25 protein-coding genes, 3 tRNA genes and 1 pseudogene are annotated in these 26,593 nt (G+C 42.9%); 21 read left to right on the top strand and 8 right to left on the bottom strand.

All coding sequences use genetic code 11. The annotated features are described in order from the left end of the window. The 6 genes from Q4546_RS00005 to Q4546_RS00030 all read right to left on the bottom strand — a co-directional run bounded on the left by Q4546_RS00005 (position 1) and on the right by Q4546_RS00030 (position 3,852). Positions 1-75: transfer RNA gene (locus Q4546_RS00005), tRNA-Gln, on the bottom strand. A 48-nt stretch (positions 76-123) separates the two neighbouring features. Beyond that, positions 124-208, bottom strand: a tRNA-Leu gene (locus tag Q4546_RS00010). 123 nt (positions 209-331) lie between these two features. Further along, positions 332-408: transfer RNA gene (locus tag Q4546_RS00015), tRNA-Met, on the bottom strand. Positions 409-612: 204 nt separating this feature from the next. Beyond that, a complete protein-coding gene (gene ychF / locus Q4546_RS00020; RefSeq protein ID WP_102438973.1) occupies positions 613-1,704 on the bottom strand; it encodes a redox-regulated ATPase YchF in 1,092 nt (363 codons plus the stop codon). Positions 1,705-1,779: 75 nt separating this feature from the next. After that, positions 1,780-2,367 (bottom strand): aminoacyl-tRNA hydrolase, encoded by a 588-nt coding sequence (pth, locus tag Q4546_RS00025; protein ID WP_303445451.1) that lies wholly within the window; start codon positions 2,365-2,367, stop codon positions 1,780-1,782. 261 nt (positions 2,368-2,628) lie between these two features. After that, on the bottom strand, positions 2,629-3,852 hold the full coding sequence (locus Q4546_RS00030; protein ID WP_102532058.1) for an FAD-dependent monooxygenase: 1,224 nt from the start codon (positions 3,850-3,852) through the stop codon (positions 2,629-2,631). A 261-nt stretch (positions 3,853-4,113) separates the two neighbouring features. Between Q4546_RS00030 and Q4546_RS00035 the strand changes: the two genes are divergently transcribed. The 7 genes from Q4546_RS00035 to Q4546_RS00065 all read left to right on the top strand — a co-directional run bounded on the left by Q4546_RS00035 (position 4,114) and on the right by Q4546_RS00065 (position 10,780). Next, positions 4,114-4,533 carry a hypothetical protein gene (locus tag Q4546_RS00035; RefSeq protein ID WP_102438979.1) on the top strand — a complete coding sequence of 140 codons (420 nt, stop codon included), beginning with the start codon at positions 4,114-4,116 and terminating at the stop codon, positions 4,531-4,533. 92 nt (positions 4,534-4,625) lie between these two features. Beyond that, the gene (gene miaB / locus Q4546_RS00040) at positions 4,626-6,056 is read left to right on the top strand and encodes a tRNA (N6-isopentenyl adenosine(37)-C2)-methylthiotransferase MiaB (RefSeq protein WP_102438981.1); all 1,431 of its coding nucleotides are present in this window, start codon (positions 4,626-4,628) and stop codon (positions 6,054-6,056) included. 133 nt (positions 6,057-6,189) lie between these two features. Next, the gene (locus Q4546_RS00045; RefSeq protein ID WP_102438983.1) at positions 6,190-7,296 is read left to right on the top strand and encodes a PhoH family protein; all 1,107 of its coding nucleotides are present in this window, start codon (positions 6,190-6,192) and stop codon (positions 7,294-7,296) included. Continuing rightward, positions 7,286-7,750: an rRNA maturation RNase YbeY gene (gene ybeY / locus Q4546_RS00050; RefSeq protein WP_102477091.1), complete on the top strand. Its 465-nt coding sequence runs from the start codon at positions 7,286-7,288 to the stop codon at positions 7,748-7,750. The genes Q4546_RS00045 and ybeY overlap by 11 nt, the downstream gene beginning before the upstream one ends. A gap of 51 nt (positions 7,751-7,801) precedes the next feature. Then, entirely contained in the window at positions 7,802-8,680 is an 879-nt protein-coding gene (corC, locus tag Q4546_RS00055; protein ID WP_102438987.1) for a CNNM family magnesium/cobalt transport protein CorC, read from the top strand. Positions 8,681-8,723: 43 nt separating this feature from the next. Beyond that, a complete protein-coding gene (gene lnt / locus Q4546_RS00060) occupies positions 8,724-10,250 on the top strand; it encodes an apolipoprotein N-acyltransferase (protein WP_102532072.1) in 1,527 nt (508 codons plus the stop codon). A 14-nt stretch (positions 10,251-10,264) separates the two neighbouring features. Then, on the top strand, positions 10,265-10,780 hold the full coding sequence (locus Q4546_RS00065) for a prepilin-type N-terminal cleavage/methylation domain-containing protein (RefSeq protein WP_102438989.1): 516 nt from the start codon (positions 10,265-10,267) through the stop codon (positions 10,778-10,780). Between the two features lie 213 nt (positions 10,781-10,993). On the opposite strand, the gene Q4546_RS00070 is transcribed toward Q4546_RS00065, so the two are convergent. Next, a complete protein-coding gene (locus Q4546_RS00070; RefSeq protein ID WP_303445452.1) occupies positions 10,994-11,494 on the bottom strand; it encodes a zinc ribbon-containing protein in 501 nt (166 codons plus the stop codon). Positions 11,495-11,614: 120 nt separating this feature from the next. Between Q4546_RS00070 and leuS the strand changes: the two genes are divergently transcribed. The 14 genes and pseudogenes from leuS to lipA all read left to right on the top strand — a co-directional run bounded on the left by leuS (position 11,615) and on the right by lipA (position 26,287). Further along, positions 11,615-14,194, top strand: a complete 2,580-nt coding sequence (leuS, locus tag Q4546_RS00075; protein ID WP_102439165.1) for a leucine--tRNA ligase — start codon at positions 11,615-11,617, stop codon at positions 14,192-14,194. A 136-nt stretch (positions 14,195-14,330) separates the two neighbouring features. Next, positions 14,331-14,825 (top strand): LPS assembly lipoprotein LptE, encoded by a 495-nt coding sequence (gene lptE, locus Q4546_RS00080; RefSeq protein ID WP_102438991.1) that lies wholly within the window; start codon positions 14,331-14,333, stop codon positions 14,823-14,825. Continuing rightward, positions 14,825-15,856 carry a DNA polymerase III subunit delta gene (gene holA / locus Q4546_RS00085; RefSeq protein ID WP_303445453.1) on the top strand — a complete coding sequence of 344 codons (1,032 nt, stop codon included), beginning with the start codon at positions 14,825-14,827 and terminating at the stop codon, positions 15,854-15,856. Before lptE ends, holA begins: the two co-directional genes overlap by 1 nt. Next, positions 15,853-16,467, top strand: a pseudogene (nadD, locus tag Q4546_RS00090) (nicotinate-nucleotide adenylyltransferase); the annotation flags it as partial. The gene holA and the pseudogene nadD, both read left to right, overlap by 4 nt. Before the next feature lie 230 nt (positions 16,468-16,697). Then, positions 16,698-17,027: a ribosome silencing factor gene (gene rsfS / locus Q4546_RS00095; protein WP_076543101.1), complete on the top strand. Its 330-nt coding sequence runs from the start codon at positions 16,698-16,700 to the stop codon at positions 17,025-17,027. Beyond that, positions 17,027-17,497, top strand: coding sequence for a 23S rRNA (pseudouridine(1915)-N(3))-methyltransferase RlmH (rlmH, locus tag Q4546_RS00100; protein ID WP_076543100.1), 471 nt, complete (start codon positions 17,027-17,029; stop codon positions 17,495-17,497). The genes rsfS and rlmH overlap by 1 nt, the downstream gene beginning before the upstream one ends. A gap of 95 nt (positions 17,498-17,592) precedes the next feature. Then, positions 17,593-19,449, top strand: coding sequence for a penicillin-binding protein 2 (gene mrdA, locus Q4546_RS00105; protein ID WP_102438997.1), 1,857 nt, complete (start codon positions 17,593-17,595; stop codon positions 19,447-19,449). Continuing rightward, positions 19,446-20,558 carry a rod shape-determining protein RodA gene (gene rodA / locus Q4546_RS00110; protein WP_102477087.1) on the top strand — a complete coding sequence of 371 codons (1,113 nt, stop codon included), beginning with the start codon at positions 19,446-19,448 and terminating at the stop codon, positions 20,556-20,558. The genes mrdA and rodA overlap by 4 nt, the downstream gene beginning before the upstream one ends. Before the next feature lie 95 nt (positions 20,559-20,653). Further along, positions 20,654-21,685: a lytic murein transglycosylase B gene (gene mltB / locus Q4546_RS00115; RefSeq protein ID WP_102439001.1), complete on the top strand. Its 1,032-nt coding sequence runs from the start codon at positions 20,654-20,656 to the stop codon at positions 21,683-21,685. Positions 21,686-21,734: 49 nt separating this feature from the next. Beyond that, on the top strand, positions 21,735-22,550 hold the full coding sequence (locus tag Q4546_RS00120; RefSeq protein WP_102439167.1) for a septal ring lytic transglycosylase RlpA family protein: 816 nt from the start codon (positions 21,735-21,737) through the stop codon (positions 22,548-22,550). A gap of 281 nt (positions 22,551-22,831) precedes the next feature. Beyond that, positions 22,832-24,022, top strand: a complete 1,191-nt coding sequence (locus Q4546_RS00125) for a serine hydrolase (protein ID WP_076543096.1) — start codon at positions 22,832-22,834, stop codon at positions 24,020-24,022. A 278-nt stretch (positions 24,023-24,300) separates the two neighbouring features. After that, positions 24,301-24,567, top strand: a complete 267-nt coding sequence (gene ybeD, locus Q4546_RS00130; RefSeq protein ID WP_076543127.1) for a DUF493 family protein YbeD — start codon at positions 24,301-24,303, stop codon at positions 24,565-24,567. A gap of 102 nt (positions 24,568-24,669) precedes the next feature. Further along, on the top strand, positions 24,670-25,320 hold the full coding sequence (lipB, locus tag Q4546_RS00135; protein ID WP_076543095.1) for a lipoyl(octanoyl) transferase LipB: 651 nt from the start codon (positions 24,670-24,672) through the stop codon (positions 25,318-25,320). Between the two features lies 1 nt (position 25,321). Beyond that, on the top strand, positions 25,322-26,287 hold the full coding sequence (gene lipA, locus Q4546_RS00140) for a lipoyl synthase (RefSeq protein ID WP_076543094.1): 966 nt from the start codon (positions 25,322-25,324) through the stop codon (positions 26,285-26,287). 70 nt (positions 26,288-26,357) lie between these two features. On the opposite strand, the gene Q4546_RS00145 is transcribed toward lipA, so the two are convergent. After that, positions 26,358-26,576 carry a DUF6500 family protein gene (locus Q4546_RS00145; protein WP_076543093.1) on the bottom strand — a complete coding sequence of 73 codons (219 nt, stop codon included), beginning with the start codon at positions 26,574-26,576 and terminating at the stop codon, positions 26,358-26,360. Between the last annotated feature and the right edge of the window lie 17 nt (positions 26,577-26,593).

Below are 26,593 nucleotides of genomic sequence, written 5' to 3' on the forward strand. Positions count from 1 at the left end.
TGGCTGGGATACCAGGATTCGAACCTGGGGATGCCGAGATCAAAACCCGGTGCCTTACCACTTGGCGATATCCCAATCTAAAGCTTTTTCGAAAAACCCGCTAATGCCAGCCTTTCTATATAATGGTACGGGAAGAGAGACTTGAACTCTCACACCTTACGGCACCAGAACCTAAATCTGGCGTGTCTACCAATTCCACCACTCCCGCACTGACTCTGTTTAACATCCAGAACACGATGCTCATTTAACCTTGAGAAGGTAGCCAGTCATATTTCTAAAACCTTGCGGCCTTAACTAACCAGCGAATCTCTAGTTTGACATCTTGAGAAGATGGTAGCAATGGCGGGACTTGAACCTGCGACCCCAGCATTATGAATGCTGTGCTCTAACCAGCTGAGCTACATTGCCACTTTATCTTACGTTGCCCTCGTCGTGAGGACGGGGCGTATTATGCTTATTCAGCGTATCGAGGTCAACTGCTTTTTTTAGCTATTTTCATCAATTGGCACTGTTCGGCTATAAGTTCACCAAACTGCGTAGCAAATCGGCATATTTGACCAAAAAAGTTAACCTCGACCGCTTGTTTGACTAATTAAAGTCTGCAAATACTATTTATACGTTGAATAAGAAATGCATTACATCGCCATCTTTAACGATATAAGCTTTACCTTCTACGCGTAACTTACCTGCTTCTTTAGCACCTGCTTCACCATTAAACTCGATAAAGTCATCATAGGCCATTACTTGGGCGCGAATAAAGCCACGCTCAAAGTCGGTGTGGATCACACCAGCAGCTTGTGGCGCACTGGCGCCTACTGGCACAGTCCATGCTCTTACTTCTTTTACACCTGCAGTAAAGTAAGTCTGTAAGTCCAATAATTCATAACCACCACGAATAACGCGATCAAGCCCTGGCTCATCAAGACCAAGGTCTGCCATAAACTCATCACGCTCTTCAGCGTCCATCTCAGCAAGCTCAGACTCAATAGCAGCACATACTGCAACCACCACGGCGTTTTCTGTCGCAGCAATGGCTTTAACAGCATCTAAATGTGGGTTATTCTCAAATCCATCTTCAGATACGTTAGCAATGTACATGGTTGGCTTTAGGGTTAAGAAGTTAAGGTAGGCAATTGCAGCCATTTCTTCTTTGCTTAACTCTAATGAACGCAGCATTTGGCCTTCATCTAAAGTTGGACGCATTTTTTCAAGTACTTCTACTTCAAACTTAGCATCTTTGTCGCCGCCTTTAGCGCGCTTTTGCTGACGGAAGATAGCACGCTCTAAGCTGTCTAAATCCGCTAACGCAAGTTCAGTGTTGATAACATCAATATCGCCTGCAGGGTCAACCTTGTTAGCAACATGAACGATGTTGTCATCTTCAAAACAACGTACAACGTGACCAATGGCATCCGTTTCACGAATGTTAGCTAGGAACTTGTTACCTAAACCTTCACCTTTTGATGCGCCAGCAACTAAACCTGCAATATCCACAAATTCCATTGTAGTCGGTAAAATACGTTCTGGATTAACAATCGCTGCTAATGCATCTAAACGTGGATCAGGTACTGGAACCACACCCGTATTTGGCTCAATGGTACAAAACGGGAAGTTAGCAGCTTCGATTCCTGCTTTAGTTAACGCATTAAATAGTGTTGACTTACCAACATTTGGCAAACCCACAATGCCGCATTTAAAACCCATATTTTTACCTTTATATAATTAAACTCACCTAGGAAGTGGTAAGTTGTGTCAAATCAATAATCAAAGCGCGGCTAATTAGAGCGCTTTGAATGTGTGTAATCGGTGCATCGCTTTCGCCATGTCTTGTTTAAACAATATTTCAGTTGAACGCACCGCTTCATCTATTGCTGCGTCCATCTTTTCTTGATCGCTCGCTGGCGCTTTACCTAAGACATAACCACTGACGCGGTTTTTATCTCCAGGGTGACCAATACCAATACGTAATCGGTAAAAGCCTTTTTCATTGGCAAGCTTAGCAATAATATCTTTTAAGCCGTTATGACCACCATGACCACCGCCCAATTTAAACTTGGCAACGCCCGGCTCCATATCAAGCTCATCATGGGCCACTAATATCTCTTCAGGTAAAGTACGAAAAAAGTTCGCTAATGCGCCCACTGACTTACCGCTTAAATTCATAAACGTAGTAGGTATAAGTAGACGCACATCTTTACCATCAATAGTGACTCTGGCGGTTAAGCCAAAATATTTACTGTCTGGCGCTAAGGTGGCGCCACATAAACGCGCTAACTCTTGTACATACCATGCACCCGCATTATGACGAGTGTGGGCGTATTCTGCACCTGGGTTAGCAAGGCCGACAATTAGTTTTATTTGACTCATTAGCACTCAATTTCAGTGGTTAAATGACTGCGTTATCTTCAATATCATTTATCCATCTTAATAGTTATAGACTAAGATTTTGTGATTTGAAGGCGCTAAAGCGCGGCATTTTAACACTCAAAACTGAACTCAACAAATACACTGTGATAATTAGACAGAATGGGGATAACCTCACTGTGAAAAAGTTCACAGTGAATATAGTTAACCGCCATTAGAAATTGCGTGGTGGGGAAGGCGTGATTGCTGATTAAATAGAATAAGTTACGCTAAACCCAATGCGTATTTAAGCACTTTCTGTTTGATCGGATTATCGTAGTTTGCCAGTTTCAACAACCCATTTCTTAACAGTTTTATTGGTAATAAATCATTACTAAAGCCTGCATAGAATGCATCCATTGCTGACATCATCAATAAATTATCGCTATAACGTTTGCATTGATACTGCTTTAAACAAGATGCTGTCCACCAAGGTTTATCATTGCCTACTGCATCGGCAATGGTTGCAATCAATACATCGACATCTTTAAAACCAATATTGACGCCCTGCCCTGCAAGCGGGTTAATGGTATGGGCTGCATCACCTAAAATCACAATATTATCTTGGCAATAATCTTGGGCATGACGTCTTGTGAGCGGGAAACTGCCTCTAGCTATAACGGTAAAGTTCTCATCAAGCCTTGATGGAAAGTTAAGCTTAATTTGCTCAGCCAGTTGTTTATGATTGAGCTGCATAAGCTGCTTAATGCGACTATTACTGTCATACCATACTAATGAGGCGTTATTACCCGGTAATGGCAGTAATGAGCGTGGCCCTTGAGGGGTAAACTGTTGCCAAGTTATGTCTTGCTGCGCGGTGTCAGTTTCAACATTAATGAGCATGGCTGACTGAGCATAATCCCAGCCAGTAATACCAATACCGGCCCATTGTCTTACTTGTGAGTTAGCCCCATCTGCGCCAACTAATAATGATGCATGTAATTCAACGCCACTTTTAAGGGCCGCTTTCATTCCTTGAGACAATGATTTTACGCCACTATTGCTCATTTCAATACGCTCGAACTTAGCAACGCTATCAGGGCAATAACAATGCACATTGTCCATCTTTTCAATTTGCTGCCACAGACTCAGTTGAATTAAGCGGTTCTCAAAAAAATAGCCCAGATGTGATTCATCGATCTGATCAGCATGAAAACGGGTAATGCAATCATCGAGCTCCCAGGTTTCTAAACCTTTATAGGCCACATGACGCATAGTGCGTAATTGCTCCATTACGCCCAAGCGTTCAAGTAATTGCTCAGAGGCCACACTAATAGCTGATACGCGTAAGTCTAAGGGCTGCTCAGGTAAATAGGCTTTAGGCGCGAATGCTTCAACCATGGCAACATTTAAGCCAAGCTGACCTAACCCCACAGCTACAGCTGCGCCCACCATACCTCCGCCAACGATGACGACATCATGTTCAACTACATTCGATGCTTGATGCATTGTTTATTTACCTTAATAAAAAGCTGTAATACTGAAACGCCATGACAGCGGCTACTATTATGTGCCAATAAGCGTCACTTAAACTATGTACAAAGATGTCTGTAACGCCTCAATCGTATCGATATGTTGCTATCTTGAGTTTGAGCAACACTTGCTTACACTGATTAAACTTTGACCACCAAACCTTACCTTATACTGAGACTGTCTAGTATGACATGCCTTGCAACCAACCCCTTAAATGCCAAGGTAAGAGAGGATAGTATGTTCAGTCAAAGCACCTATGTACAATCTAATAATGGAACCCTTAAATCACTAACAAGCAGCCGTAATACGTTAATGAGTTATGTAAAAAAGTTTACTAAGTCACTCTATACTATGCCGCTACTTGCAGGGCTTGTTGCTGGCGCAGCCATTATGCCAATGACAGCACAAGCCGAAGTACAACCGATGGAAACCATTACGGTTATTCACCGTTCATCCTTCGATTATGCCTTATATCAACAAACCACGGAAATGCTTACGCAGTTTAATAGAGAGCTAGCGCAAAAAATAATTGTTCAAGCAAGACAAGATAACGTCACAATGGCGAAACAATTTGGCTATTTTACCAATCAATCAAATGAGTTAGCCCAAATAGATAAACACCCTGAAAATATAGGGGTATTAGTCATTTCAGAATAATGCCGCTTAAGTGTGCACAAAGGCTAGCCAGCGAGCCTTTGTGCAGTTAAAATACTCGGCTATTTTTCTGTGGTAATAGAACGGCGTAACTGATGAGTAAAAAACTACACATAAAGACCTGGGGCTGTCAGATGAATGAATATGATTCATCTAAAATGGCTGACTTGCTGGACGATTATCAAGGTTATACCTTGACTGAGGATGCTGAAGAAGCAGACGTACTGCTACTAAACACATGTTCAATTCGCGAAAAAGCGCAGGAAAAAGTGTTTCATCAGCTTGGTCGCTGGAAAACCCTCAAAGACAAAAAACCTAATCTAATTATCGGTGTAGGTGGTTGTGTTGCATCACAAGAAGGTAAAGCCATTAAAGAACGTGCTCAGTGCGTTGATATTATTTTTGGCCCACAAACCTTACATCGCTTACCTGAGATGATCACCCAAATTAATAATGGCGATAAAGCAGTTATTGATGTGAGCTTTCCTGAAATTGAAAAATTCGATCGCCTACCTGAGCCTCGCGCTGACGGTCCATCGGCGTTTGTGTCTATTATGGAAGGCTGCAGTAAATACTGTTCATTCTGCGTAGTGCCGTACACCCGCGGTGAAGAAGTTAGCCGCCCGGTTGATGATGTCATTTTAGAAATCGCACAACTTGCTGAACAAGGTGTACGTGAAGTAAACCTGCTTGGTCAAAACGTGAATGCGTTTCGCGGTGCTACCCATGATGATGATATTTGCACCTTCGCAGAGTTATTGCGTCTAGTGGCATCAATTGATGGTATCGACCGTGTGCGTTACACAACGAGTAACCCCATTGAGTTTTCACAAGACATTATCGATGTTTATGAAGACACCCCTGAAGTGGTGAGTTTCTTACATTTACCAGTGCAATCGGGATCAGACCGCATTCTAACTAATATGAAACGTGGTCATATGGCAATTGAATATAAATCAATTATTCGTCGTTTACGTAAAGCGCGCCCTGATATCCAAATCAGTTCCGATTTCATTGTCGGCTTCCCTGGTGAGTCAAATGCTGAATTTGAAGACACCATGAAGTTGATTGAAGATGTCAGTTTTGACCACAGCTTTAGCTTTATCTACAGCGCCCGTCCAGGAACACCAGCGGCTGATTTGCCAGATGATGTCACCATGGAAGAAAAGAAAAAGCGCTTAGCGATTTTACAAGACCGTATTACCCAACAAGCCATGCGCTACAGCCGCCAAATGTTAGGCACTGTTCAACGTATTTTAGTTGAAGGCCCTTCAGTTAAGAACCCTATGGAGCTTCGCGGCCGTACTGAAAATAACCGCGTAGTGAACTTTGAAGCTGATCCTAAGTGTATTGGCGGTTTTGTGGATGTTGAAATTGTTGATGTATATACAAACTCGCTGCGCGGCGTATTTATTCGTGGCGAAGACGAGATGGATTTACGTCGAAGTTTACGTCCGTCAGATATCGTAGCCAAACACAAAACTGATGATGATATTGGTGTAAGCCAATTTACCCCAGGCAGCTAATTTAGCCATAAAACGGGTTTATCATTATTTAATAAAGGCGGCCTCGAGCCGCCTTTATTGTGCTTTTCAGTTAATACCGTGGTATTTTAACTTTTATACCTATTCGCATTCTTTTTCTTTTGGAGCATTATTTTTGTCCACTAAAGTTACTACCATGAATTTATACCTCGAGCCTGCTGAAACTCGAAGAATTGCCTCATTATGTGGTCCATATGATGACAACATTAAACAGCTTGAACGTCGTTTAGGTGTTGAGATTATCCATAAGAATAATCATTTCAAAATCGTTGGCCTGCCAAGACATGCCTTTAATGCTAATAATTTACTGAAACAGCTATACATTGAAACCCAAACTGTTAAAGGTAGCACCCCAGATTTAGAGCCAGAGCGAGTGCATTTAGCCATTCAGGAGGTCATTAACCTCGAAGCTGAATCATCGGCTGAAGATGACACCCTGCATATCAAAACTAAACGCGGCATCATCAAACCTCGCAACCCAAACCAGTCTGTGTATGTGGCGAATATGGCCAAACACGACATTACCTTTGGTGTGGGACCTGCCGGTACCGGTAAAACCTTTTTAGCAGTTGCCGCAGCTGTTGATGCCCTTGAAAGACAAGAAGTAAGACGAATACTCCTTACCCGCCCAGCTGTTGAGGCTGGCGAAAAATTAGGTTTTTTACCAGGGGATTTAAGTCAGAAAGTCGATCCCTATTTACGCCCGCTTTATGATGCCTTATTTGAAATGATGGGCTTTGAGAAAGTTGAAAAGCTACTTGAACGTAATATTATTGAAGTCGCGCCTTTAGCCTATATGCGTGGTCGAACCCTAAATGATGCGTTTGTTATATTGGATGAAAGCCAAAATACTACTGTTGAGCAAATGAAAATGTTCTTAACCCGTATCGGCTTTAACTCGAAAGCGGTGATCACCGGTGATATTACCCAGATAGATTTGCCTCGCAGTCAAAAATCAGGGCTTCGCCAAGCCATTGAAGTATTGAGTGAGGTCGATGAAATCAGCTTCAACTTCTTTATGTCTCAAGATGTGGTGCGTCATCCGATTGTGGCAAGAATTGTCGAAGCTTATGAAGCCTTTGATTCAAAAGAGCTAGCACAAAAAGCTGAAAAAGAGCGCCAGTATAAACAACGTCAAACGGCCTTTAATGAACAAATGGCCAATGTGGACGTTAACGCCAACGAGATCAGTAAAGACGGAGCAATAAATAATGAGTCTTAAACTTGATTTAGATCTGCAAATTGCCGTTACTGACAGCAGTAAGCTCCCCAGCCGAAGTGAATTTGAGCTATGGGTAGCGACAGCCCTTGGTAACACTATGGCGCAAGCTGAACTGACCATCAGAATTGTTGAAAATACTGAAAGCCAGCAACTTAATAATACTTACCGTGGTAAAGACAAGCCGACTAATGTATTGTCTTTCCCCTTTGAAGCGCCTCCAGGGATTGAGTTACCGCTATTAGGCGATCTCATCATTAGTGCTGAGGTGGTAGAACTTGAAGCAAATCAACAAAATAAGCCCCTTGTCGCACATTGGGCCCATATGGTTATTCACGGCTGCTTGCATTTACTAGGCTATGACCATATTATCGATAATGAAGCTGAAGAAATGGAGTCATTAGAGACTCAACTCATTGAAGGCTTAGGTTTTTCAAATCCATATAAGGAAGCGTAAATAAATCAGACGACTGCATATAACATGCTGATTTTGATTTAGTAAAATATTATGAGTGACGACATCCCACCGAGTACCAACGCCCGTAAGAAGAACTGGATTGGCAAAATTAGTCAGATGTTTCAGGGCGAACCTCAAAATCGCGAAGACTTAGTTGATGTAATTGCTGGCGCAGAAGAGCGCTCTTTAATTACTGAAGACACCCGCGAAATGATGAATGGCGTATTAGAAGTATCAGGGTTGCGGGTACGCGACATCATGATCCCTCGAAGCCAAATAGTCACATTGCAAATCGATAGCACTGTTGAAGAGCTACTAGAAACAGTCATTGAGTCTGCACACTCCCGTTTTCCTGTGGTCAACGAGGATAAAGATCATATTGAAGGTATTTTGCTTGCAAAAGATTTACTTAAATATGGTTTCAAACAATCAGCTCAACCTTTCTCATTGCATCAAGTCATCAGGCCTGCGGTTGTTGTGCCTGAAAGCAAACGCGTTGATGTACTGCTAAAAGAATTCCGCTCCCAGCGATATCATATGGCCATCGTGGTCGATGAATATGGCGGTGTATCCGGTCTAGTGACGATTGAAGATATCTTAGAAGAAATCGTCGGTGAAATCGAAGACGAGTTCGATCATAGTTCAGTAGAAGATACCGAAATCAAAAAGATCAGTAACACCGTGTTTATGATTAAAGCACGTACACCGATTGATGAATTTAATGACGCTTGTGGCACCCAATTTAGCGACGAAGAATTTGATACCGTAGGCGGCTTAGTTTCACACGCATTTGGTCACTTACCAGAGCGAAATGAAACTGTCGTTATCGATAATATCGAGTTTAAAGTCACCAATGCTGACACCAGACGTTTAATTCAACTTAGTGTGAAGTTACCCGATCAAAAACTGCTAGAAGAACTCGACGACTAACTCTGTGCTAAAAAATAAACTTTCCAAGTCATCAGTGATTAAAATGGTGACTGCATTTGTTGCAGGTGCTTCAACCACACTTGCTTTTGCCCCCTACGCTATTTGGGCTTTTTACCCCGCAGCAATGCTGTTTGTTTTATGGCAAAGTCGCAGCCTAACCCCGAAAGAAAACTTCTTTCATTGGTTAAGCTTCGGCTTTGGCTGTTTTGCATTTGGCATTAGTTGGGTACATGTCAGCATTGATACCTTTGGTGGTTTACCGCTAATAGTATCAATGGCATTAATGGCAATATTGGCGCTTTATCTGGCCTTATTTCCAGCGCTAGCAGGTTATCTCACTGCGAAACTGTCCCAATATCAGCAAACTCAAGGCTGGCAAGTTTATTTTCGTTACTTAGGGTTATTCCCCGCACTGTGGGTATTTACCGAGTGGATGCGCGGTTGGGTTCTCACAGGTTTCCCTTGGTTATGGGCAGGCTACAGTCAAACCCAAGGGCCATTGTCAGAGCTTGGCAGTATAATTGGCGCATTAGGCTTAAGTTATGTTATCGCACTGGTTTGTGGCAGTATCGCACTGGTGTTATATCAACGTTTTGCCAGTGTTATCATCATATTCTCTTTGATATTTATCAGCACTTACCTTGCGCCGCACATCTCCGACATAAGCCCACGAAATGAAACGGTTAAAGTGGCTTTAGTACAAGGCAATATTGAGCAAAGTATGAAGTGGGAGCCTGACGCACTATGGCCAACTTTACTCAAGTATATGGATTTAAGTCGGCCTAATTTTGATGCTGATATCATCATTTGGCCTGAAGCCGCGATTCCAGCGCCTGAAGCTATGGTGGCAGACTTTTTACATAATACCGACAAGGTGGCTAATTTAAATAATAGCGCCATCATTACCGGTATTATTAGCATGCAACAAAATGACTTTTATAACTCATTAATTGTATTGGGCAATGCCTATCATCCTCAGCAGACTGAGGGCGATTACGTTGGAAGTGGCATTAATGATTACAAGAAACATCATCTATTACCAATAGGTGAGTTTGTCCCTTTTGAAAGCCTTTTACGCCCAATAGCCCCGTTTTTTAATTTACCCATGTCATCTTTTGCACGTGGCACCTATGAGCAAAAAAACCTTAATGCTTTAGGCTATCAAGTGGCACCGGCTTTATGCTACGAAATCGTCTTTCCTGAGCAATTACGCGCCAATGTGAATAAAGACACTGATTTTTTACTCACAGTGTCTAATGATGCCTGGTTTGGTGACTCTATCGGGCCACTGCAACACATGGAAATAGCCCAAATGCGCGCAATTGAGTTGGGGCGCCCCTTAGTCAGAGCCACCAACAACGGTGTTACCGCTGTGGTCGATATTAAAGGCCGTATTACTCACCAACTGCCACAGTTCAAATCTGGAGTATTAGTGGCTGACGTTGCCTTATATGACGGTGAAACTTGGTTTAAGCGAATAGGCCAAACACCGTTACTCATATTATGTAGCTTGATAATTTTATTTAGTTTTATATATCAACTATTATTAAACAAAGGCAGAAAAAAATAGCAAGGAGGCCATGATTGCAGCAAGCATTGCCAGTTAAGCCAAATATATTCAATCCAAATGGATTTACATTAATTGAGTTAGTGGTGGTCATTATCATTTTGGCCGTCATTGCCATTATTGCTGCGCCAAAGTTTATCAACTTTGCCACTGAAGCCCGAATTAACGCATTATCACAATTACAGAGCAGCGTTAAAGCAGCTAATACCCTCGTTTATGCACGCACGCAAATGCCCAGTATTTCTACCCGAAGTGTTCCAGGTCGTGATGATTTAACCGATATCGATTTAGAAGGCGATGGCAGTTTCAATACCCGTTTAATAAACGGTTATCTTGATAATACTGATATCGAAAAATGGATTGTGTCGATGGACGATTGGGAAATCCAATATCGAGGTGCACCTGAAACCTATATTGGATATGATCTCAATGACGATGGTGAAGTGCGTGATGACAACTGCTATTTTTTGTACACCCAGGCCAGTAGTGAAGCTAACCCGCCAACATACCAAGTTAGCACCTCGGGTTGCTAAATATGCGCTTTAAACTCAGTTAATCGATAAAAAATTGACCATAAAACACTATTGCATAAACATAAGACGTAAAACACTATTACATAAACATAAGACGTAAAGCACTATTACATAAACATAAAACGTAAAACACTATGCCACTTAAGTCAGCTAGCATAGTTGCTGTCTCAAACAATCTCTAAAATCGTGCTATTGTTTGAAATAGGCAGCGCTTTAAGGCGTTAGCGCTTCTCGAGTGAACATTTCATTATCGCATTGTGGGCAATCTGGAATAATACTGGGGAATTCAATTTTCATTTCATGATTACACTCAGTACAAATCACTTTACCTTGGTTAATCACCTCCCCTGACATATAAAAACCCTGATGCTTAAAGTCTTGGGCAATTTCATGCCACTCTACTTGGCTGCGATCAGTAATTTCACCCAGCCAGTGCCATAAGGTGTTTTCAATACCAATGACAGTTGGGCTAAAACTGAGGTTATCGGCATTTTCCTCTTTTATGTAGCTGGCGATGTCACGCTTTAAAAAATCTTCTGCTAAAGCAAGCTCCTCGGCATCGGCGGCTGACTTTAATTGCAAATAATCTTTACACTGGGTCACAGAAGCAAAAATGCTCTTTGCCGTCAATGAGTTATCTTCATCATATTGTTTCTTAACTTGCTCAAAAAGCGTCTTATATAGTGCTAATAACGCTGAACTTCGTCCACTCATAGTAAATACTCCTTCATCTGAACCTTTTTAATGCATCACTTCTAGTTTATTCTATGCAGATCTTACTCGCGCTTTTTAGCGCTAGATCAAACAATGGGCGGCATTGGCCGGAATAGAGTGATGCAAGAGCAATATAATCCCTCAGAAATTGAAGCCTTGGTGCAAAAGCACTGGGAAGACAAAAAAACCTTCGAAGTAACTGAAGATGCAAACAAAGAGAAATTTTACTGTCTCTCTATGTTCCCTTATCCATCAGGCCGACTTCACATGGGACACGTGCGTAACTACACCATAGGTGATGTTGTTGCTCGTTACCAACGTTTGCAAGGTAAAAATGTGTTACAACCTATCGGTTGGGACTCATTTGGTCTACCTGCAGAGAATGCCGCAATCAATAATAAGACTGCGCCTGCGCCATGGACTTATGAAAATATCGACTACATGAAGAACCAACTTAAGCTATTAGGCTTTGGTTATGATTGGAGTCGTGAAATCGCGACTTGCACCCCTGAGTATTACCAGTGGGAACAATGGTTCTTCACCCAGTTATTTGAAAAAGGCTTAGTCTACAAAAAGACCGCCTCAGTTAACTGGTGTCCAAACGATGAAACAGTACTGGCTAACGAGCAAGTACAAGACGGTTGCTGTTGGCGTTGTGACACTGAGGTGGTTCAAAAAGAAATCCCTCAGTGGTTCATTAAAATCACCGATTACGCTGAAGAGCTATTAAACGATATCGATAAGTTAGATGAATGGCCTGAGCAAGTTAAGGCGATGCAACGTAACTGGATTGGCCGCAGTGAAGGGATTGAAATGACTTTCGGTGTTGCTGGCAGTGACGATAGCTTTGATATCTATACCACTCGTCCTGATACCGTGATGGGCGTAACCTATGTTGCAATTGCCAGTGGTCACCCTCTTGCTGAAGCTGCAGCAAAGAATAACCCTGAGCTTGCTGCATTCATTGAAGAATGTAAAAACGTTGATACTACCGAAGCGGCTATGGCTGCAATGGAAAAGAAAGGCGTTGCGACCGGTCTTAATGCAATCCACCCATTAACCGGCAAAGAAGTGCCTATTTGGGTCGGTAACTTTGTATTAATGAACTACGGTACTGGCGCAGTAATGTCAGTTCCAGCCCATGACCAACGTGATTATGAGTTTGCTAAAAAATACGGTTTAACCATTGAAGCTGTGATCAAGCCTGCTGATAGCGATGTGGATATCAGTGAAGCTGCCTTTACTGATAAAGGCGTGCTATTTAATTCAGGTGAGTTTGACGGTTTAGAGTTCCAAGCTGCATTCGATGCTATTGATGCCAAACTGACTGCTGAAGGTAAAGGTAAGCGTCAAGTGAACTTCCGTCTGCGTGACTGGGGGGTATCGCGTCAACGCTACTGGGGCGCTCCTATCCCTATGGTTACGCTTGAAGATGGCACTGTAATGCCAACACCAGCTGAGCAACTGCCGGTTGTATTACCTGAAGATGTGGTAATGGATGGTATTCAAAGCCCGATAAAAGCTGACAAAGAGTGGGCTAAAACCACGGTAAATGGCCAGCCAGCACTGCGTGAAACTGATACCTTTGATACCTTTATGGAATCATCTTGGTATTACGCCCGTTACTGTAGCCCCCATGCAGATCAAATGCTTGATCCTGCTAAAGCAAACTACTGGTTACCAGTGGATCAATATATTGGCGGTATCGAGCATGCTTGTATGCATTTGCTATACTTCCGCTTCTTCCACAAGTTGCTACGTGATATTGGTTTAGTTGACTCTGATGAGCCAGCCAAACGCTTGCTGACTCAAGGTATGGTATTGGCTGATGCTTATTACTATAACAACGAGAAAGGCGCCCGCGTTTGGGTTTCACCATCTGACGTTACAGTACAAGAAACTGACGATAAAGGCCGTGTAGTAAAAGCGGTAGACAGTGAAGGTCATGAACTGGTTTATACCGGCATGAGCAAGATGTCTAAGTCTAAGAATAACGGTATCGACCCACAAGAAATGGTTGATAAATACGGTGCTGACACCGTGCGTTTATTCATGATGTTTGCAGCCCCACCTGAGTTAACCCTTGAGTGGCAAGAATCAAGCGTTGAAGGCGCACATCGATTCATTAAGCGTTTCTGGAAAACAGCTCATGATCATATCGCTCAAGGTGATGTGGTTGAACTTGACCCTAAAGCACTTGATAACAATCAAAAAGCACTTCGTCGTGAATTACATAAAACCATTGCTAAAGTCAGTGATGATGTTGAACGCCGTCAAATGTTCAATACCGCCATTGCCGCTATCATGGAACTGATGAACAAGTTGCAAAAAGCCCCGTCTGCTAATGAGCAAGACAGAGCCCTGATGCAAGAAGCATTATCAGCAGTAACACGTTTGCTTTACCCAATCATCCCACATACTTGTTTCAGCATGTGGACAGCCTTAGGTAACCAAACTGATATCGAAGATAGCCTATGGCCAACAGTTGATGAGTCAGCACTAGTTGAAGACAGCAAACTGATTATCGTGCAAGTTAACGGTAAGCTGCGTGCTAAAATCACAGTAGCTGCAGATGCTGCTAAAGAAGAAGTAGAAGCCCTAGGTTTAGCTGATGAAAACGTACAAAAATTCACTGATGGCGTCACCGTACGCAAAGTGATTTATGTACCAGGCAAACTGCTAAACATCGTTGCTAATTAATCATTTATAAGTAACGATAGCTTGAAGGTGACAAATGACAAGCAATTAGCCTCGTCATTCGTCGCCTTCATAAAGTTAAAGATGTAACCTAATACCCATCTTATGCATGTACAGTTAAAGGATGCCAAAAACAGTGATGCTAATTAAACGCATTAACTTGGCCTTGTTGGCGCTCGTCATTATGACCAGTGCTGGTTGCGGCTTTAAATTACAACGTAGCTATTCAATTCCTGCCGAACTTGAAGAATTGCACCTGCGTTCCAATGACCAATACAGTGAACTGACCCGTCTAGTTAATGAACGCTTACGTATTCACCGTGTGGCAACCGTACCCGCATCAGATGAAACACCCACTTTAAGCCTCATCAATGACTCACTAGAGCGTGCTACCCTGTCTTTATATCCTACGGGTAACGTAGCTGAGTATGAGCTTATTTATGTGGTTAATTACACTGTTATGTTCCCAGGCAGCGAGCCACAGCGATTCGTATCTGAAATTCGCCGTGATTATCAAGACGATCCGCGTACAGCACTCGCAAAAAGCCGAGAAATGGAAATGTTAGTCAAAGAAATGCGTATTCAAGCGGCTGATAATATTATCCAAACTCTGGCCTCAATCGAGGTGAATTGATGCGGGTTTACCCAGATCAATTAAATCAGCATCTCAAAACACTCCATGGTTGTTATTTACTCTTTGGTGACGACCCATGGTTACTTGAAAACTGCAAAGCGCAAATTCTCAGCGCGGCTAAAAAACAAGGTTTTGAAGAGCGGGTACATTTAACTCAAGACAACAGCTTTAGCTGGAATGATTTGCAACAAGAGTGGCAATCAATGAGTTTATTTGCCAGTCGCCGCATCATCGAGTTGACGCTTCCCCAAGCAAAACCTGGCACCGAAGGTTCGGCAGCGTTAACAGCCATGATGCAAAATCCTAATCCGGATATTATTCTGATTATCCATGGGCCAAAGATATCTGCTGAAACCAAAAGCAAATGGTTTAAATCCCTTGATAACGACGGTATTTATTTACCTTGCGCTACCCCTGAAGGGAAACAGTTCCAGCGCTGGTTAGATAATCGCATTCATTTTTACAAGTTACAGGTGCAGATGGACGCCAAAGCCATGCTGTTTAACTTGTTTGAAGGTAATTTGTTGGCTGCTGAGCAAGCCTTGCAATTATTGCAATTACTCAGCCCTGATAAGCCAATCCACAGCGATCATTTAAACGATTATTTTGAAGATCAGTCGCGCTTTACTGTGTTTCAGTTAACCGATGCGCTACTAGGAAACCACCAAAAACATGCCCAGCATATGTTGGTACAGCTTAATGCTGAAGGCACTGCGATGCCAATTCTAATGTGGGCATTGTTTAAAGAGTTAAATGTATTACTCAGTTTAAAATCTGCAGTAGAGCAAGGCGAGCAACTGAATAGTTTATGGTCTAAACATCGTATTTGGGATAAGCGTAAACCCTTTTATCAAGCGGCATTAACCCGACTGAGCCTCAGTCAAATCGAACACATGCTAGCCTTTGCCTCAAAAATTGAGCGCAACCTCAAGCAGCATGGGGTAGAAGATTGGACCGCTATCAGCCATTTAAGTCTGTTATTTGATCCTAATGCCCACAGACGATTAGCCCATATAGAACTGCAAACATGAAGATTGGGATTTTAGGCGGCACCTTTGATCCCATTCATTATGGTCATATCAAACCTGCCATTGAAGTAAAACAACAACTCAATTTAGACAAAATTTGGCTAATGCCTAATCATATCCCGCCTCACAAACAAACCACTAAAGTTAGCAGTGAGCAACGCTTAGCTATGGCTGAGTTAGTTTGTCAGCAATATGATGAGCTTGAAGTGTGTGATATCGAAATTAATCGTGATAGTCCATCTTACACTGTGACCACTCTTGAGTTATTAACCCAGCGTTATCCCCAGCATCAATTTTATTTCATAATGGGCACAGACTCTTTTATTCAGCTAGCGTCATGGTATCAATGGCAGCAATTATTTGCCCTGTGCCATTTGGTGGTTTGTCGCCGCCCTGGTTGGTCAGCGAGCCATGACCATCCGATGATGCAACTGCTTAAACAAAAGCAAGTAGATTGTCAGCAAGCTGAGTCGATTGAGGCTAAAGTTGGCAATATATTCCCAGTTGAAGTGACCTTGCAAGATATCTCCTCTACTGAAATAAGGGCGCAGCTGACTCAGATAATGGCTAACGAAACTCACTTACCCACCCAAAGCACTAAACTACTCGCACAAAGCACTCATTTTTCCGCTGATGGCTCTTTGAAATTAGCAAAAGGCTCATTAAATAAAAAACTCCCAGCGTGCATCCAAGCCTATATTTTACAACATCAACTTTACCGTTAACCCCTCGTAATTCCCGCCTCAAAAATCGCTGCTGTTAAAATCAATTTCAGCTTCAATTGCGCTCGCATAGGTATTTTGCGTATAATGCCCCGTTATTTTTATATATCGAGGTAAGTGACGTGCAGAGCACGGAATTAAAAGATTTTGTTATCGATAAAATCGATGACCTGAAAGCCAAAGACGTTGTGGTATTAGACGTTGCAGAACAATCACAAATCACTGATTTTATGGTTATTTGCTCTGGCACATCAAAAACACACGTTCGCGCAATTGCGGAAAATATGATCGTTGAATCTAAAACTGCAGGCTTACAACCATTAGGTGTTGAAGGTCGTGAGAGCAGTGAATGGGTACTGGTTGATCTAGGTGGCGTAATCTTACATGTAATGCAAGACCAAACACGTGAGTTTTATGATCTAGAAAAACTATGGTCTGAAAACAACGCATAATGAAGTTACAACTGATTGCTGTTGGCACCAAGATGCCAGATTGGGTAACCCGCGGATTTGAAGAATACCAACGTCGTTTTCCTCGTGATATGGCGTTAGAGTTGATTGAGATCCCCGCAGGAAAGCGCGGTAAAAATGCTGATATAGCACGCATTCTTCAAAAAGAAGGCGAACTAATGCTAGCAGCAGTACCCAAAGGCAATCACATTGTAAGCCTAGACTTGCCTGGTAAGAACTGGGAAACCCCACAACTTGCCGAGCAACTCAGCAAATGGCAGCTTGATGGCCGTGATGTCAGTTTATTGATTGGCGGTCCTGAAGGTCTTGCGCCAGCATGCAAAGCTGCTGCAAGCCAAAGCTGGTGTTTATCCGCCCTCACTTTGCCCCATCCATTAGTTCGAGTACTGGTTGCCGAAAGCCTTTATCGAGCATGGAGTATAAATAACAACCACCCCTACCATAGAGAGTAAACCTTATTGGTCAAGGCTCTGGTAAAAGCAAAGCTAATTCAGCTAATATAACAAATCTGAATTTATTAGCCTGAATCTCATCGGAGAAAGCTTAAGTGTCGCCAAAAAAGCGCATTGCCATGCACGACCACGCTGCCGAGTCGTCGCTATTCAAACGTCGTGCTTTGTTCACTTTCCTGTGCGTGTTTATTCTCATCAGTGTTTTACTGTCTAACCTTTATCAACTGCAAGTTGTCTCATACACTGATTATGAAACCCGCTCTAATGACAACCGTATCCGCGTTGTGCCCGTAGCCCCGAGTCGCGGCTTAATCTACGACCGTAACGGCCAACTGCTTGCTGAAAACCAGCCGTTTTATACCCTAGAAGTCATCCCAGAAAAGTCTAAAGATATTACTGCGACCCTAGATAAACTCAATGAGGTTATTGCCCTTACTGAAGAAGAGCGTGAAAGTATCACTGAAAGATTACGTTATCATCGCCGCTTTAAACCATTAACCATCAAAAGCCGATTAACTGAAGAGCAAGTTGCCGCATTCAGTGTTAACCAACATCAATTCCCCGGTTTTAGAGTCGAAGCAGGCCTTAAACGCCATTACCCCTATGAAGATTTGATGACTCACGTATTGGGTTATGTGGGTAAAATTAACACCCGTGATCGCGCATCTCTTGAAAAATCGGGTACCTGGAAAAATTACGCCGCCACTAATGATATTGGCAAACAGGGGATTGAAAAGTTCTATGAGAGCCTATTATTAGGCACCCCTGGTCACCTTGAAGAAGAAGTGAATAACCGTGGCCGCGTGATCCGCACCTTGAAGGTGACCCCGCCAACGCCTGGGCAAGATATTTACCTCACCTTAGATTTAAAACTACAGCAAAAAGCTATGGAACTATTAGATGGTCGCCGCGGCTCAGTGGTTGCAATCGATCCACAAGATGGCGGCGTACTTGCGATGGTATCAAGCCCAAGTTATGACCCTAATTTATTTGTTCACGGTATTAGCAGCAAGGCGTATAACGCACTACTAAACGATAAATCTCGCCCTCTTATCAACCGTGCAACCCAAGGCCAATACTCACCAGCATCAACAGTAAAACCGCATATTGCACTACTGGGCTTAGAACAAAAAGCCATTAGCGAAAAAACCCGCATCTGGGATCCAGGCTTTTGGCAAATCCCCAATGTCGAACGTAAATACCGCGACTGGAAACGCTGGGGCCACGGCTGGGTTGATGTATACAGTGCCATCATGGACTCCTGTGATACCTTCTTTTATGACTTAGCCTATAAAGTCGGTGTCGATAAGATTGCTGATTTCATGAACCAATTTGGTTTTGGCGAATCAAGTGGCATTGATATCTACGAAGAAGCCAACGGCATCATGCCATCAAAAGATTGGAAGCGCATGCGTTACAATCAGCCTTGGTATATTGGTGATACGATTTCGGTGGGTATTGGTCAAGGCTACTGGACCTCTACACCATTACAGCTTGCTAATGCCGCCACCATTTTAGCCAATCACGGCACCCGTTATACGCCGCATTTATTAAAATCATTTAAAGATGACACCGCTAAAATCGATACCCCGATTGATGAGCGTGAACCAATAAAATTAAACGATGATAATAACTGGGAAATCATTAACGAAGCGATGCGAAAAACGGCTGATAAGTCTCGCTTTACTGATGCCAAATATACCGCAGCAATGAAAACCGGTACTGCGCAGGTATTTAGTGTTGCCCAAGATGAAAAATACGATGCTGATACCGTGTCAGAGTTTTTACGAGATAACGCCTTAATTATTGCCTACGCGCCTTATGAAAACCCTAAGATTGTTCTCGCGGTGGTTATTGAAAATGCTGGCTGGGGCGGAGTCAATGCTGGACCTGTCGCCCGGGCGCTATTGGATGAATACATGTTACGAGATCAATGGATGGTGGAACAATGAATACCTCACACCACCCACACAAACAGACTATTTGGCAAAAACTACACATAGACTTACCGTTATTGTTGGGCCTACTCGCGCTAATGATTTTTGGCTTGTTTGTGATTTATTCTGCCAGCGGTGAAGACTTTGCCATGATGGAAAGGCAATTAACCCGCTTTGGCTTGTCATTATTTGTCATGTTTATCTTTGCCCAAATAAACCCTGAAATTCTCAGGCGCTGGGCTTTACCCATTTACGTGGCAGGTATCATCCTACTGCTAGGGGTACACTTTTTTGGCACCATTAATAAGGGCGCACAGCGCTGGCTAAACTTAGGCTTTATGGAGTTTCAGCCATCAGAACTTATCAAACTCGCCTTCCCTATTACTATGGCGTGGTACATCAGTAAATTTCCGCTACCACCGAAAAAACGTTATTTAGCCGGTGGTTTGGTTATTCTGCTAATTCCTACGTTACTGATTGCTAAGCAACCTGATTTAGGCACCTCAATTTTGGTCGCCGCTTCGGGGATTTTTGTGCTGTTTTTATCAGGCATGAGCTGGGTAATTGTCGGCAGTTGTGTGACCGCGGTTTTAGCCTTTTTACCGGTACTGTGGTACTTCTTAATGCACGACTATCAGCGCACTAGGGTGATGACCTTGTTTGATCCTGAGCGCGACCCTCTCGGCGCGGGTTATCATATTATTCAATCGAAAATCGCCATTGGCTCAGGTGGTCTATGGGGTAAAGGCTGGCTGCAAGGCTCACAATCACAACTTGAGTTTTTACCAGAGCGCCATACCGACTTTATCTTTGCTGTTATCGGTGAAGAGTTTGGCCTGATCGGCAGTTTACTGTTACTTGCCCTGTATATGTATATCATCGGCCGCGGCTTGGTTATCGCATCGCGAGCGCAAACCTCCTTTGCTCGCTTACTGGCAGGCAGTATTACCTTAACCTTCTTTGTTTATATTTTCGTCAATATTGGTATGGTATCTGGCATCTTACCTGTTGTGGGAGTGCCCTTACCTTTAATCAGTTATGGCGGCACCTCGATGATGACATTGATGATAGGTTTTGGCATTCTGATGAGTATTCAAACCCATAGACGCTTTGTGGATAGGTAATCCCAGCCAAATCTAATGAAATAACTTAATAAGGAAAACTGCCGCACAGCTGAATTGACTTCACTTAGCGGTAGTCCAATTACACAGGACCTTAAATGCAAATAACAACTAAAATCGCAACAGCGCTGGCATTACTTCTCAGTTCAACAACACTTTTTGCGGCGCCAACGCCGCCAACAGAGCAAGAAGTCAGCGCACTAAAACAGGCTTTTATCACTGAACAAGTGAGCAAGGGCTTTACCGAACAAGAAGTTCAGCAATTCTTATCATCTGCTAATCATAATCAAGCCGTACTTGATGCTATTTCCAAACCTTGGGAAGCCAAACCTTGGCACCAATACTATCCCATCTTTTTAACTGACTCCCGTTTAGAAAAAGGCTTAGCCTTTTGGCAACAAAATGCTGAAACCATCAAGCAGGCCTCAGAAAAATTCCAAGTTGACCCGCAAATCATTGTTGCCATTATCGGTATCGAAACCTACTACGGCGGCTACATGGGTAACTATAAAGTACAAGATGCGCTGTATACATTAGGCTTTTACTATCCTCCTAGAGCCACCTTTTTCAGGAAAGAATTTGGCAACCTGATGTCATTAATTAAAGAAGAGCAATTAGATAATGACAATCTTAAAGGCTCTTACGCTGGCGCTATGGGTTATGGCCAGTTTATTCCTTCAAGCTATCGTCACTACGCGGTTGATTTCAGCGGTGATGGCCGCCGAGATCTATTGAATAGTAAGCCGGATGCTATTGGTAGTGTTGCTAATTATTTCCACCAACACGGCTGGAAAAAAGGCGCACCTGTTGCCCTTAAATTAAATCACACCGTTGAAACCGCGCCTAAAGCCAAGGTATGGCTTAAAGGCAAGCCGACACAAACTGTGGCTGATATCTTGACCCCAAGTTTATCCCTAGCGGTTGCCAAAGATATTGATGCTTCGCAATCTGCATTACTGATCAAACTTGAGCAACCCAAAGCAACAGACTACTGGTTAGGGCTTAATAACTTTTATGTGATTACCCGCTACAATCGCAGCCCACTATATGCCATGGCGGTATATCAATTTAGCCAGCAATTAGCAGCTGCGTACCACTCAGGTGCAGCCCCTGCACATGACAACAAATAAGATGCGCACTCACATGAACGGTCAAATAAACTGTCACATTAAATATGACATGCTAAAAAAGTCACTCATTAGTCTCGCCGTGGTTGGGTTGTGCGGTGCATTGGCTGCGTGTTCAAGTTCACCGACGCCAACTAGCCAAGATGACCGCTATCAGCTCAAAGATGATCGCGCCCCTAAAAGTGCCCCCGATGTCAGTAAGGTTGAAGATGCCCACCCAAAGTATGAGCCCTATAGTCGCCAAGGAAACCAGCAAAACTATACTGTGCGCGGCAAGTCATATCAGGTGATGTCGAGCGCGAAAGGTTTTAAACAAACGGGCGGCGCATCTTGGTATGGGTCAAAGTTTCATGGCCACCTAACATCAAACGGCGAAACCTATGATATGTACTCCATGTCAGCAGCCCATAAAACCTTGCCATTACCAAGTTATGTGCGAGTCACTAATGAGGCTAATAACAAACAAGTGATTGTCAGAGTCAATGATCGTGGCCCATTCCATGAAGGGCGCATCATTGATTTATCCTACGCAGCGGCCTACAAAATTGGTATGTTGCAGCAAGGCACCGCTAAAGTCAGCATTGAAGCCATTCATATTGAGTCACCAGAATCAATGGCACTAGATGAACTAAAAGACTCCAGCGTGCATTTTATTCAAGTGGTGGCCTCTAAAGATCTGCTGCGGATTAATGTGCTGGCAAAAGAGCTTGAACAAAAGTACCAAGTGCCGGCAAAAGTTGAAGCGGCTAATGGCTTTTATCGCCTACAACTCGGGCCAATTGGACAGCGTTATTTAGCGAATAAAGTATTAGTGCAGCTAAAACAAGATGGCCACCCTAATAGCTATATGATGTACCCTAAAAAATAACCAGTTTTTGAAAAATAATAAATTAGCCTGCCTGACAGTTTATTTATGTTAATGAAGCTTAATGTCAAATTGTCAGCGACTAATGATATAATGTTTTTAATTATGTCGTTTATTCATTTAAACCTACTAAAGATGTTTTAAAGTAATAATCTTGCTTGGTTTTTATGCTATTTTTGATAAATGCGTTTGTTGGTGCTTTCACTAGCACATCAAACACGGTAAGTTAAAAATAAACCCTAAACGACGTCACCTTCTACATTGACCAGAGATGTGCCAATTTAATGATGAATATTGTTAACACTCCCCTAAAATCTTTGCTGTTGCTTTCTGCGGTATCTTTTTCATCTCAAGCAGCCAACGCAGCTAATGCACCTATGGTTATGCCTAATGCGCCGACTGTCGCCGCTAAAGCTTATGTTCTAATGGATTACAATTCAGGGCGCGTGATTGCTGAAAGCAATGCCTATGAATCACTTAACCCTGCTAGCTTAACTAAAATGATGACCAGTTATGTTATTGGTCATGAAGTTAAAGTCGGTAATATTTCTTTAGATGATGAAGTAACCATCAGTAAAAAAGCTTGGTCTAAAAACTTCCCAGATTCGTCAAAAATGTTTATTGAAGTGGGTAAAACTGTCACGGTCGAAGATTTAAACCGCGGCATTATTATTCAATCAGGTAACGATGCCTGTGTGGCAATGGCAGAACATATCGCCGGCACCGAAGATGGCTTTGTTGACTTAATGAACTCATGGTCAAAGCAACTGGGCATGACCCAAAGTTACTTTGAAAACTCACATGGTTTAGATTCTGATAATCACAAAACCACCGCCTATGATATGGCATTGCTAGGCGCAGCGTTAATTCGTGATGTGCCAGATGAATACCGTGTTTATTCAGAAAAATCTTTCACTTTTAACGGCATTAAACAATATAACCGTAACGGCCTATTGTGGGATAACAGCCTTAATGTTGACGGCATCAAAACTGGCCATACATCAGGTGCGGGTTACAACTTAGTGTCTTCAGCGACCAATGACGGTATGCGTCTCATTACCGTGGTGATGGGTACTAACAGCGAGTCAGCCCGTAAAGCTGAAAGCAAAAAGCTGCTTAACTACGGTTTCCGTTTCTTTGAAACCATTACCCCATATAAAGCTGGCGACACCTTTGTTACCCAAAAAATCTGGTATGGTGATCGTGAAACGGTTGATTTAGGTGTCGTTACCGACACGCCTATTACCATTAATCGCGGTCAAGCTAAAAACTTACAAGCAAACTTTGAGCTAACTAAGCCACTAACGGCGCCGTTAGCGAAAGGCGAAACTGTTGGCCGTGTTTTCTTCCAATTAGATGGCAAAGACATAGCTCAATTCCCATTAGTCACTTTAAATGAAGTCAATGAAGGCAGCTGGTTTAGCAAATTGATGGATTACTTCAAGCAAATGTTTGAAGGCTGGTTTGGTGAATAATAAGCTAAGCTATTTTCTAAATAATTAGTAAAATGGTCAGTTAAACAAACTGATATCTACAATAAAGCCACCTTCGGGTGGCTTTATTGTTATCGAAGCAGCTGCGCAAAACTAACGCCTTAGGTAATAAATTACAATGGCGCAGTAAAAATGACCATCAAACGCTGCTCGCAGACTTGTATTACAGTATAATTACCCCATATAGAAGTGATAACAGCTTCAACTGTACCTGCTGTAATATCTACAAACAGGCGCATTCAACCGTAGAGAGCAAACACATGTTAGAAACAAACTTTGGCGAACTAATGGATTTTCCAAATTCATGCCCATTCAAAGTCATCGGTAATGCTGACGATACCTTAGCTGATCGCATCGTTGCTGTAGCGCAAAAACTCGCACCTGGCGATTATGCGCCAACAGTCAAAGCATCAAGCAAAGGCACCTACTACGCAGTATCAATTCGTATTACTGTTACCAGTAAAGAACATATTGAGCAAGTTTATACAGATCTTGCTGCAATTGAAGGTGTAAACCGCGTACTTTAACACCGCTCAAAATGGTATAAAACGTGATCCACCTATCACTTTGATGTTATTTCAGTGATAGGTGCGTATAATAAGCCAACTTTTTTGAGGGAGAGCTTGCCCTTGCAAACTCAGACGTTACATATCAGGCATCTTGGCCGCCAAGATTACGAGTCGGTCTGGCATGCCATGCAAAGTTACACTGACAATCGCGACAGTGACAGCAACGACGAGCTATGGATAGTTGAACATTCACCGGTATTCACCCAAGGCCAAGCAGGCAAAAGTGAACACATTCTCAATCCTGGCGATATCCCAGTGATCCAAGTGGATCGCGGCGGACAAGTCACTTATCACGGCCCCGGCCAACTGGTTGTCTATCCACTCATTGACATAAAAAGAAGTAAACTCGGTGTGAGACAATTAGTGAATAATATCGAGCAAAGCATCGTTGATATGCTCGCCATGTACGATGTCAATGCTTACGCCAAAGCAGATGCACCCGGTGTCTATGTTGACGAGCGAAAACTCGCGTCATTAGGGTTACGCATTCGTAAAGGCTGCTCTTTTCATGGCCTTGCCCTCAACGTCGATATGGATTTAGCACCATTTCTGCGCATTAATCCTTGTGGTTATGCCGGACTTGAAATGGTGCAATGCAAAGCCTTAGGCGGCCCACAAACCGTGACTGAAGCTGGCGATAAACTGATTCAAACATTAAGCCAAGTATTAGGCTACCAAGAACTTGTACATCATCAAGGATTAGCAGAATAAAATGAATAGGCCTGAAAGATTACAACCCGGTGTTAAATTGCGTGATGCTGAAAAAGTCGCGCGTATCCCTGTTAAAGTGGTTCCATCTGAACGTGAAACCATGTTGCGTAAACCAGATTGGTTAAGAGTAAAACTCCCTGCATCAAACCAGCGAATTACTGATATAAAATCAGCACTGCGTAAAAACGGTTTGCACTCAGTATGTGAAGAAGCCTCATGCCCTAACCTTGCTGAATGCTTTAACCACGGTACTGCCACCTTTATGATCTTAGGGGCGATTTGTACTCGTCGTTGCCCTTTTTGTGATGTTGCCCACGGCCGTCCACTAAAGCCTGATGCAGCTGAGCCTAAGAAACTCGCGCAAACCATTCAAGATATGAAGCTTAAATATGTGGTGATCACCTCTGTAGATCGTGATGATTTACGTGACGGCGGCGCACAGCACTTTGCTGATTGTATTCGTGAAATCCGCATCTTAAATCCTGAAATTAAAATTGAAATTTTAGTGCCTGATTTCCGTGGCCGTATTGACGCCGCTTTAGATATTTTAGCCACTGAGCCACCAGATGTGTTCAACCACAACCTTGAAACAGCGCCAATGCATTACCGTAAAGCGCGCCCTGGGGCAAATTACCAGTGGTCATTGGATTTACTAAAACGCTTTAAAGACCGTCACCCTGATGTTCCAACTAAGTCAGGTTTAATGATGGGCTTAGGGGAGTCAAACGAAGAAATCGCCGATGTATTACGTGATTTACGTGCTCATAACGTCGAGATGTTAACCTTAGGTCAATACTTACAACCAAGTAAGTTCCACTTACCGGTTGAGCGTTACGTGCCACCAGCAGAGTTTGATGAGCTAAAAGCATTAGCTGACGAGATTGGCTTTACCCATGCAGCCTGTGGCCCGCTTGTACGTTCAAGCTACCATGCGGATTTACAAGCGCAAGGTAAAGAAGTGAAGTAAGCTTTATTTGCTTCCTAAGAGACTAAAACGGCGCCTAGAGCGCCGTTTTTAATGTCTGTTATTAATAGTATTACTTACCAGCTTGAACCATTGCTTTAATCACATGGGCTTTAACGAAATGATCAAGTTGATGAGTTTCAATCCACCAAGTCGCAGCTTCCATCAATAATATCGGGTCATCGTTCTTATTGGCAAAAAAGGCATAAAATGATAAACCAACATTATCGCCTTTGGCGGCAATTTTTTTATCGCACACTTGGATTATTTTGGCTCTTAACGACTCTCTCATTTAACGCTCTTTATTGG

This window comes from Shewanella sp. 4_MG-2023 (genome assembly GCF_030548015.1).
In the GTDB taxonomy this organism is placed as follows: Bacteria; Pseudomonadota; Gammaproteobacteria; order Enterobacterales; family Shewanellaceae; genus Shewanella.

What these genes read in the sequence shown, in the direction of transcription:
- Q4546_RS00145 (WP_076543093.1), bottom strand. Translation starts at nt 26,576, where the DNA reads ATGAGAGAGTCGTTAAGAGCCAAAATAATCCAAGTGTGCGATAAAAAA.
- ybeD (WP_076543127.1), top strand. Translation starts at nt 24,301, where the DNA reads ATGTTAGAAACAAACTTTGGCGAACTAATGGATTTTCCAAATTCATGC.
- rodA (WP_102477087.1), top strand. Translation starts at nt 19,446, where the DNA reads ATGAATACCTCACACCACCCACACAAACAGACTATTTGGCAAAAACTA.
- pth (WP_303445451.1), bottom strand. Translation starts at nt 2,367, where the DNA reads ATGAGTCAAATAAAACTAATTGTCGGCCTTGCTAACCCAGGTGCAGAA.
- Q4546_RS00070 (WP_303445452.1), bottom strand. Translation starts at nt 11,494, where the DNA reads ATGAGTGGACGAAGTTCAGCGTTATTAGCACTATATAAGACGCTTTTT.
- holA (WP_303445453.1), top strand. Translation starts at nt 14,825, where the DNA reads ATGCGGGTTTACCCAGATCAATTAAATCAGCATCTCAAAACACTCCAT.
- lptE (WP_102438991.1), top strand. Translation starts at nt 14,331, where the DNA reads ATGCTAATTAAACGCATTAACTTGGCCTTGTTGGCGCTCGTCATTATG.
- Q4546_RS00030 (WP_102532058.1), bottom strand. Translation starts at nt 3,852, where the DNA reads ATGCATCAAGCATCGAATGTAGTTGAACATGATGTCGTCATCGTTGGC.
- lipA (WP_076543094.1), top strand. Translation starts at nt 25,322, where the DNA reads ATGAATAGGCCTGAAAGATTACAACCCGGTGTTAAATTGCGTGATGCT.
- leuS (WP_102439165.1), top strand. Translation starts at nt 11,615, where the DNA reads ATGCAAGAGCAATATAATCCCTCAGAAATTGAAGCCTTGGTGCAAAAG.
- Q4546_RS00035 (WP_102438979.1), top strand. Translation starts at nt 4,114, where the DNA reads ATGTTCAGTCAAAGCACCTATGTACAATCTAATAATGGAACCCTTAAA.
- miaB (WP_102438981.1), top strand. Translation starts at nt 4,626, where the DNA reads ATGAGTAAAAAACTACACATAAAGACCTGGGGCTGTCAGATGAATGAA.
- Q4546_RS00125 (WP_076543096.1), top strand. Translation starts at nt 22,832, where the DNA reads ATGATGAATATTGTTAACACTCCCCTAAAATCTTTGCTGTTGCTTTCT.
- Q4546_RS00120 (WP_102439167.1), top strand. Translation starts at nt 21,735, where the DNA reads ATGCTAAAAAAGTCACTCATTAGTCTCGCCGTGGTTGGGTTGTGCGGT.
- rlmH (WP_076543100.1), top strand. Translation starts at nt 17,027, where the DNA reads ATGAAGTTACAACTGATTGCTGTTGGCACCAAGATGCCAGATTGGGTA.
- mltB (WP_102439001.1), top strand. Translation starts at nt 20,654, where the DNA reads ATGCAAATAACAACTAAAATCGCAACAGCGCTGGCATTACTTCTCAGT.
- ybeY (WP_102477091.1), top strand. Translation starts at nt 7,286, where the DNA reads ATGAGTCTTAAACTTGATTTAGATCTGCAAATTGCCGTTACTGACAGC.
- corC (WP_102438987.1), top strand. Translation starts at nt 7,802, where the DNA reads ATGAGTGACGACATCCCACCGAGTACCAACGCCCGTAAGAAGAACTGG.
- lnt (WP_102532072.1), top strand. Translation starts at nt 8,724, where the DNA reads ATGGTGACTGCATTTGTTGCAGGTGCTTCAACCACACTTGCTTTTGCC.
- ychF (WP_102438973.1), bottom strand. Translation starts at nt 1,704, where the DNA reads ATGGGTTTTAAATGCGGCATTGTGGGTTTGCCAAATGTTGGTAAGTCA.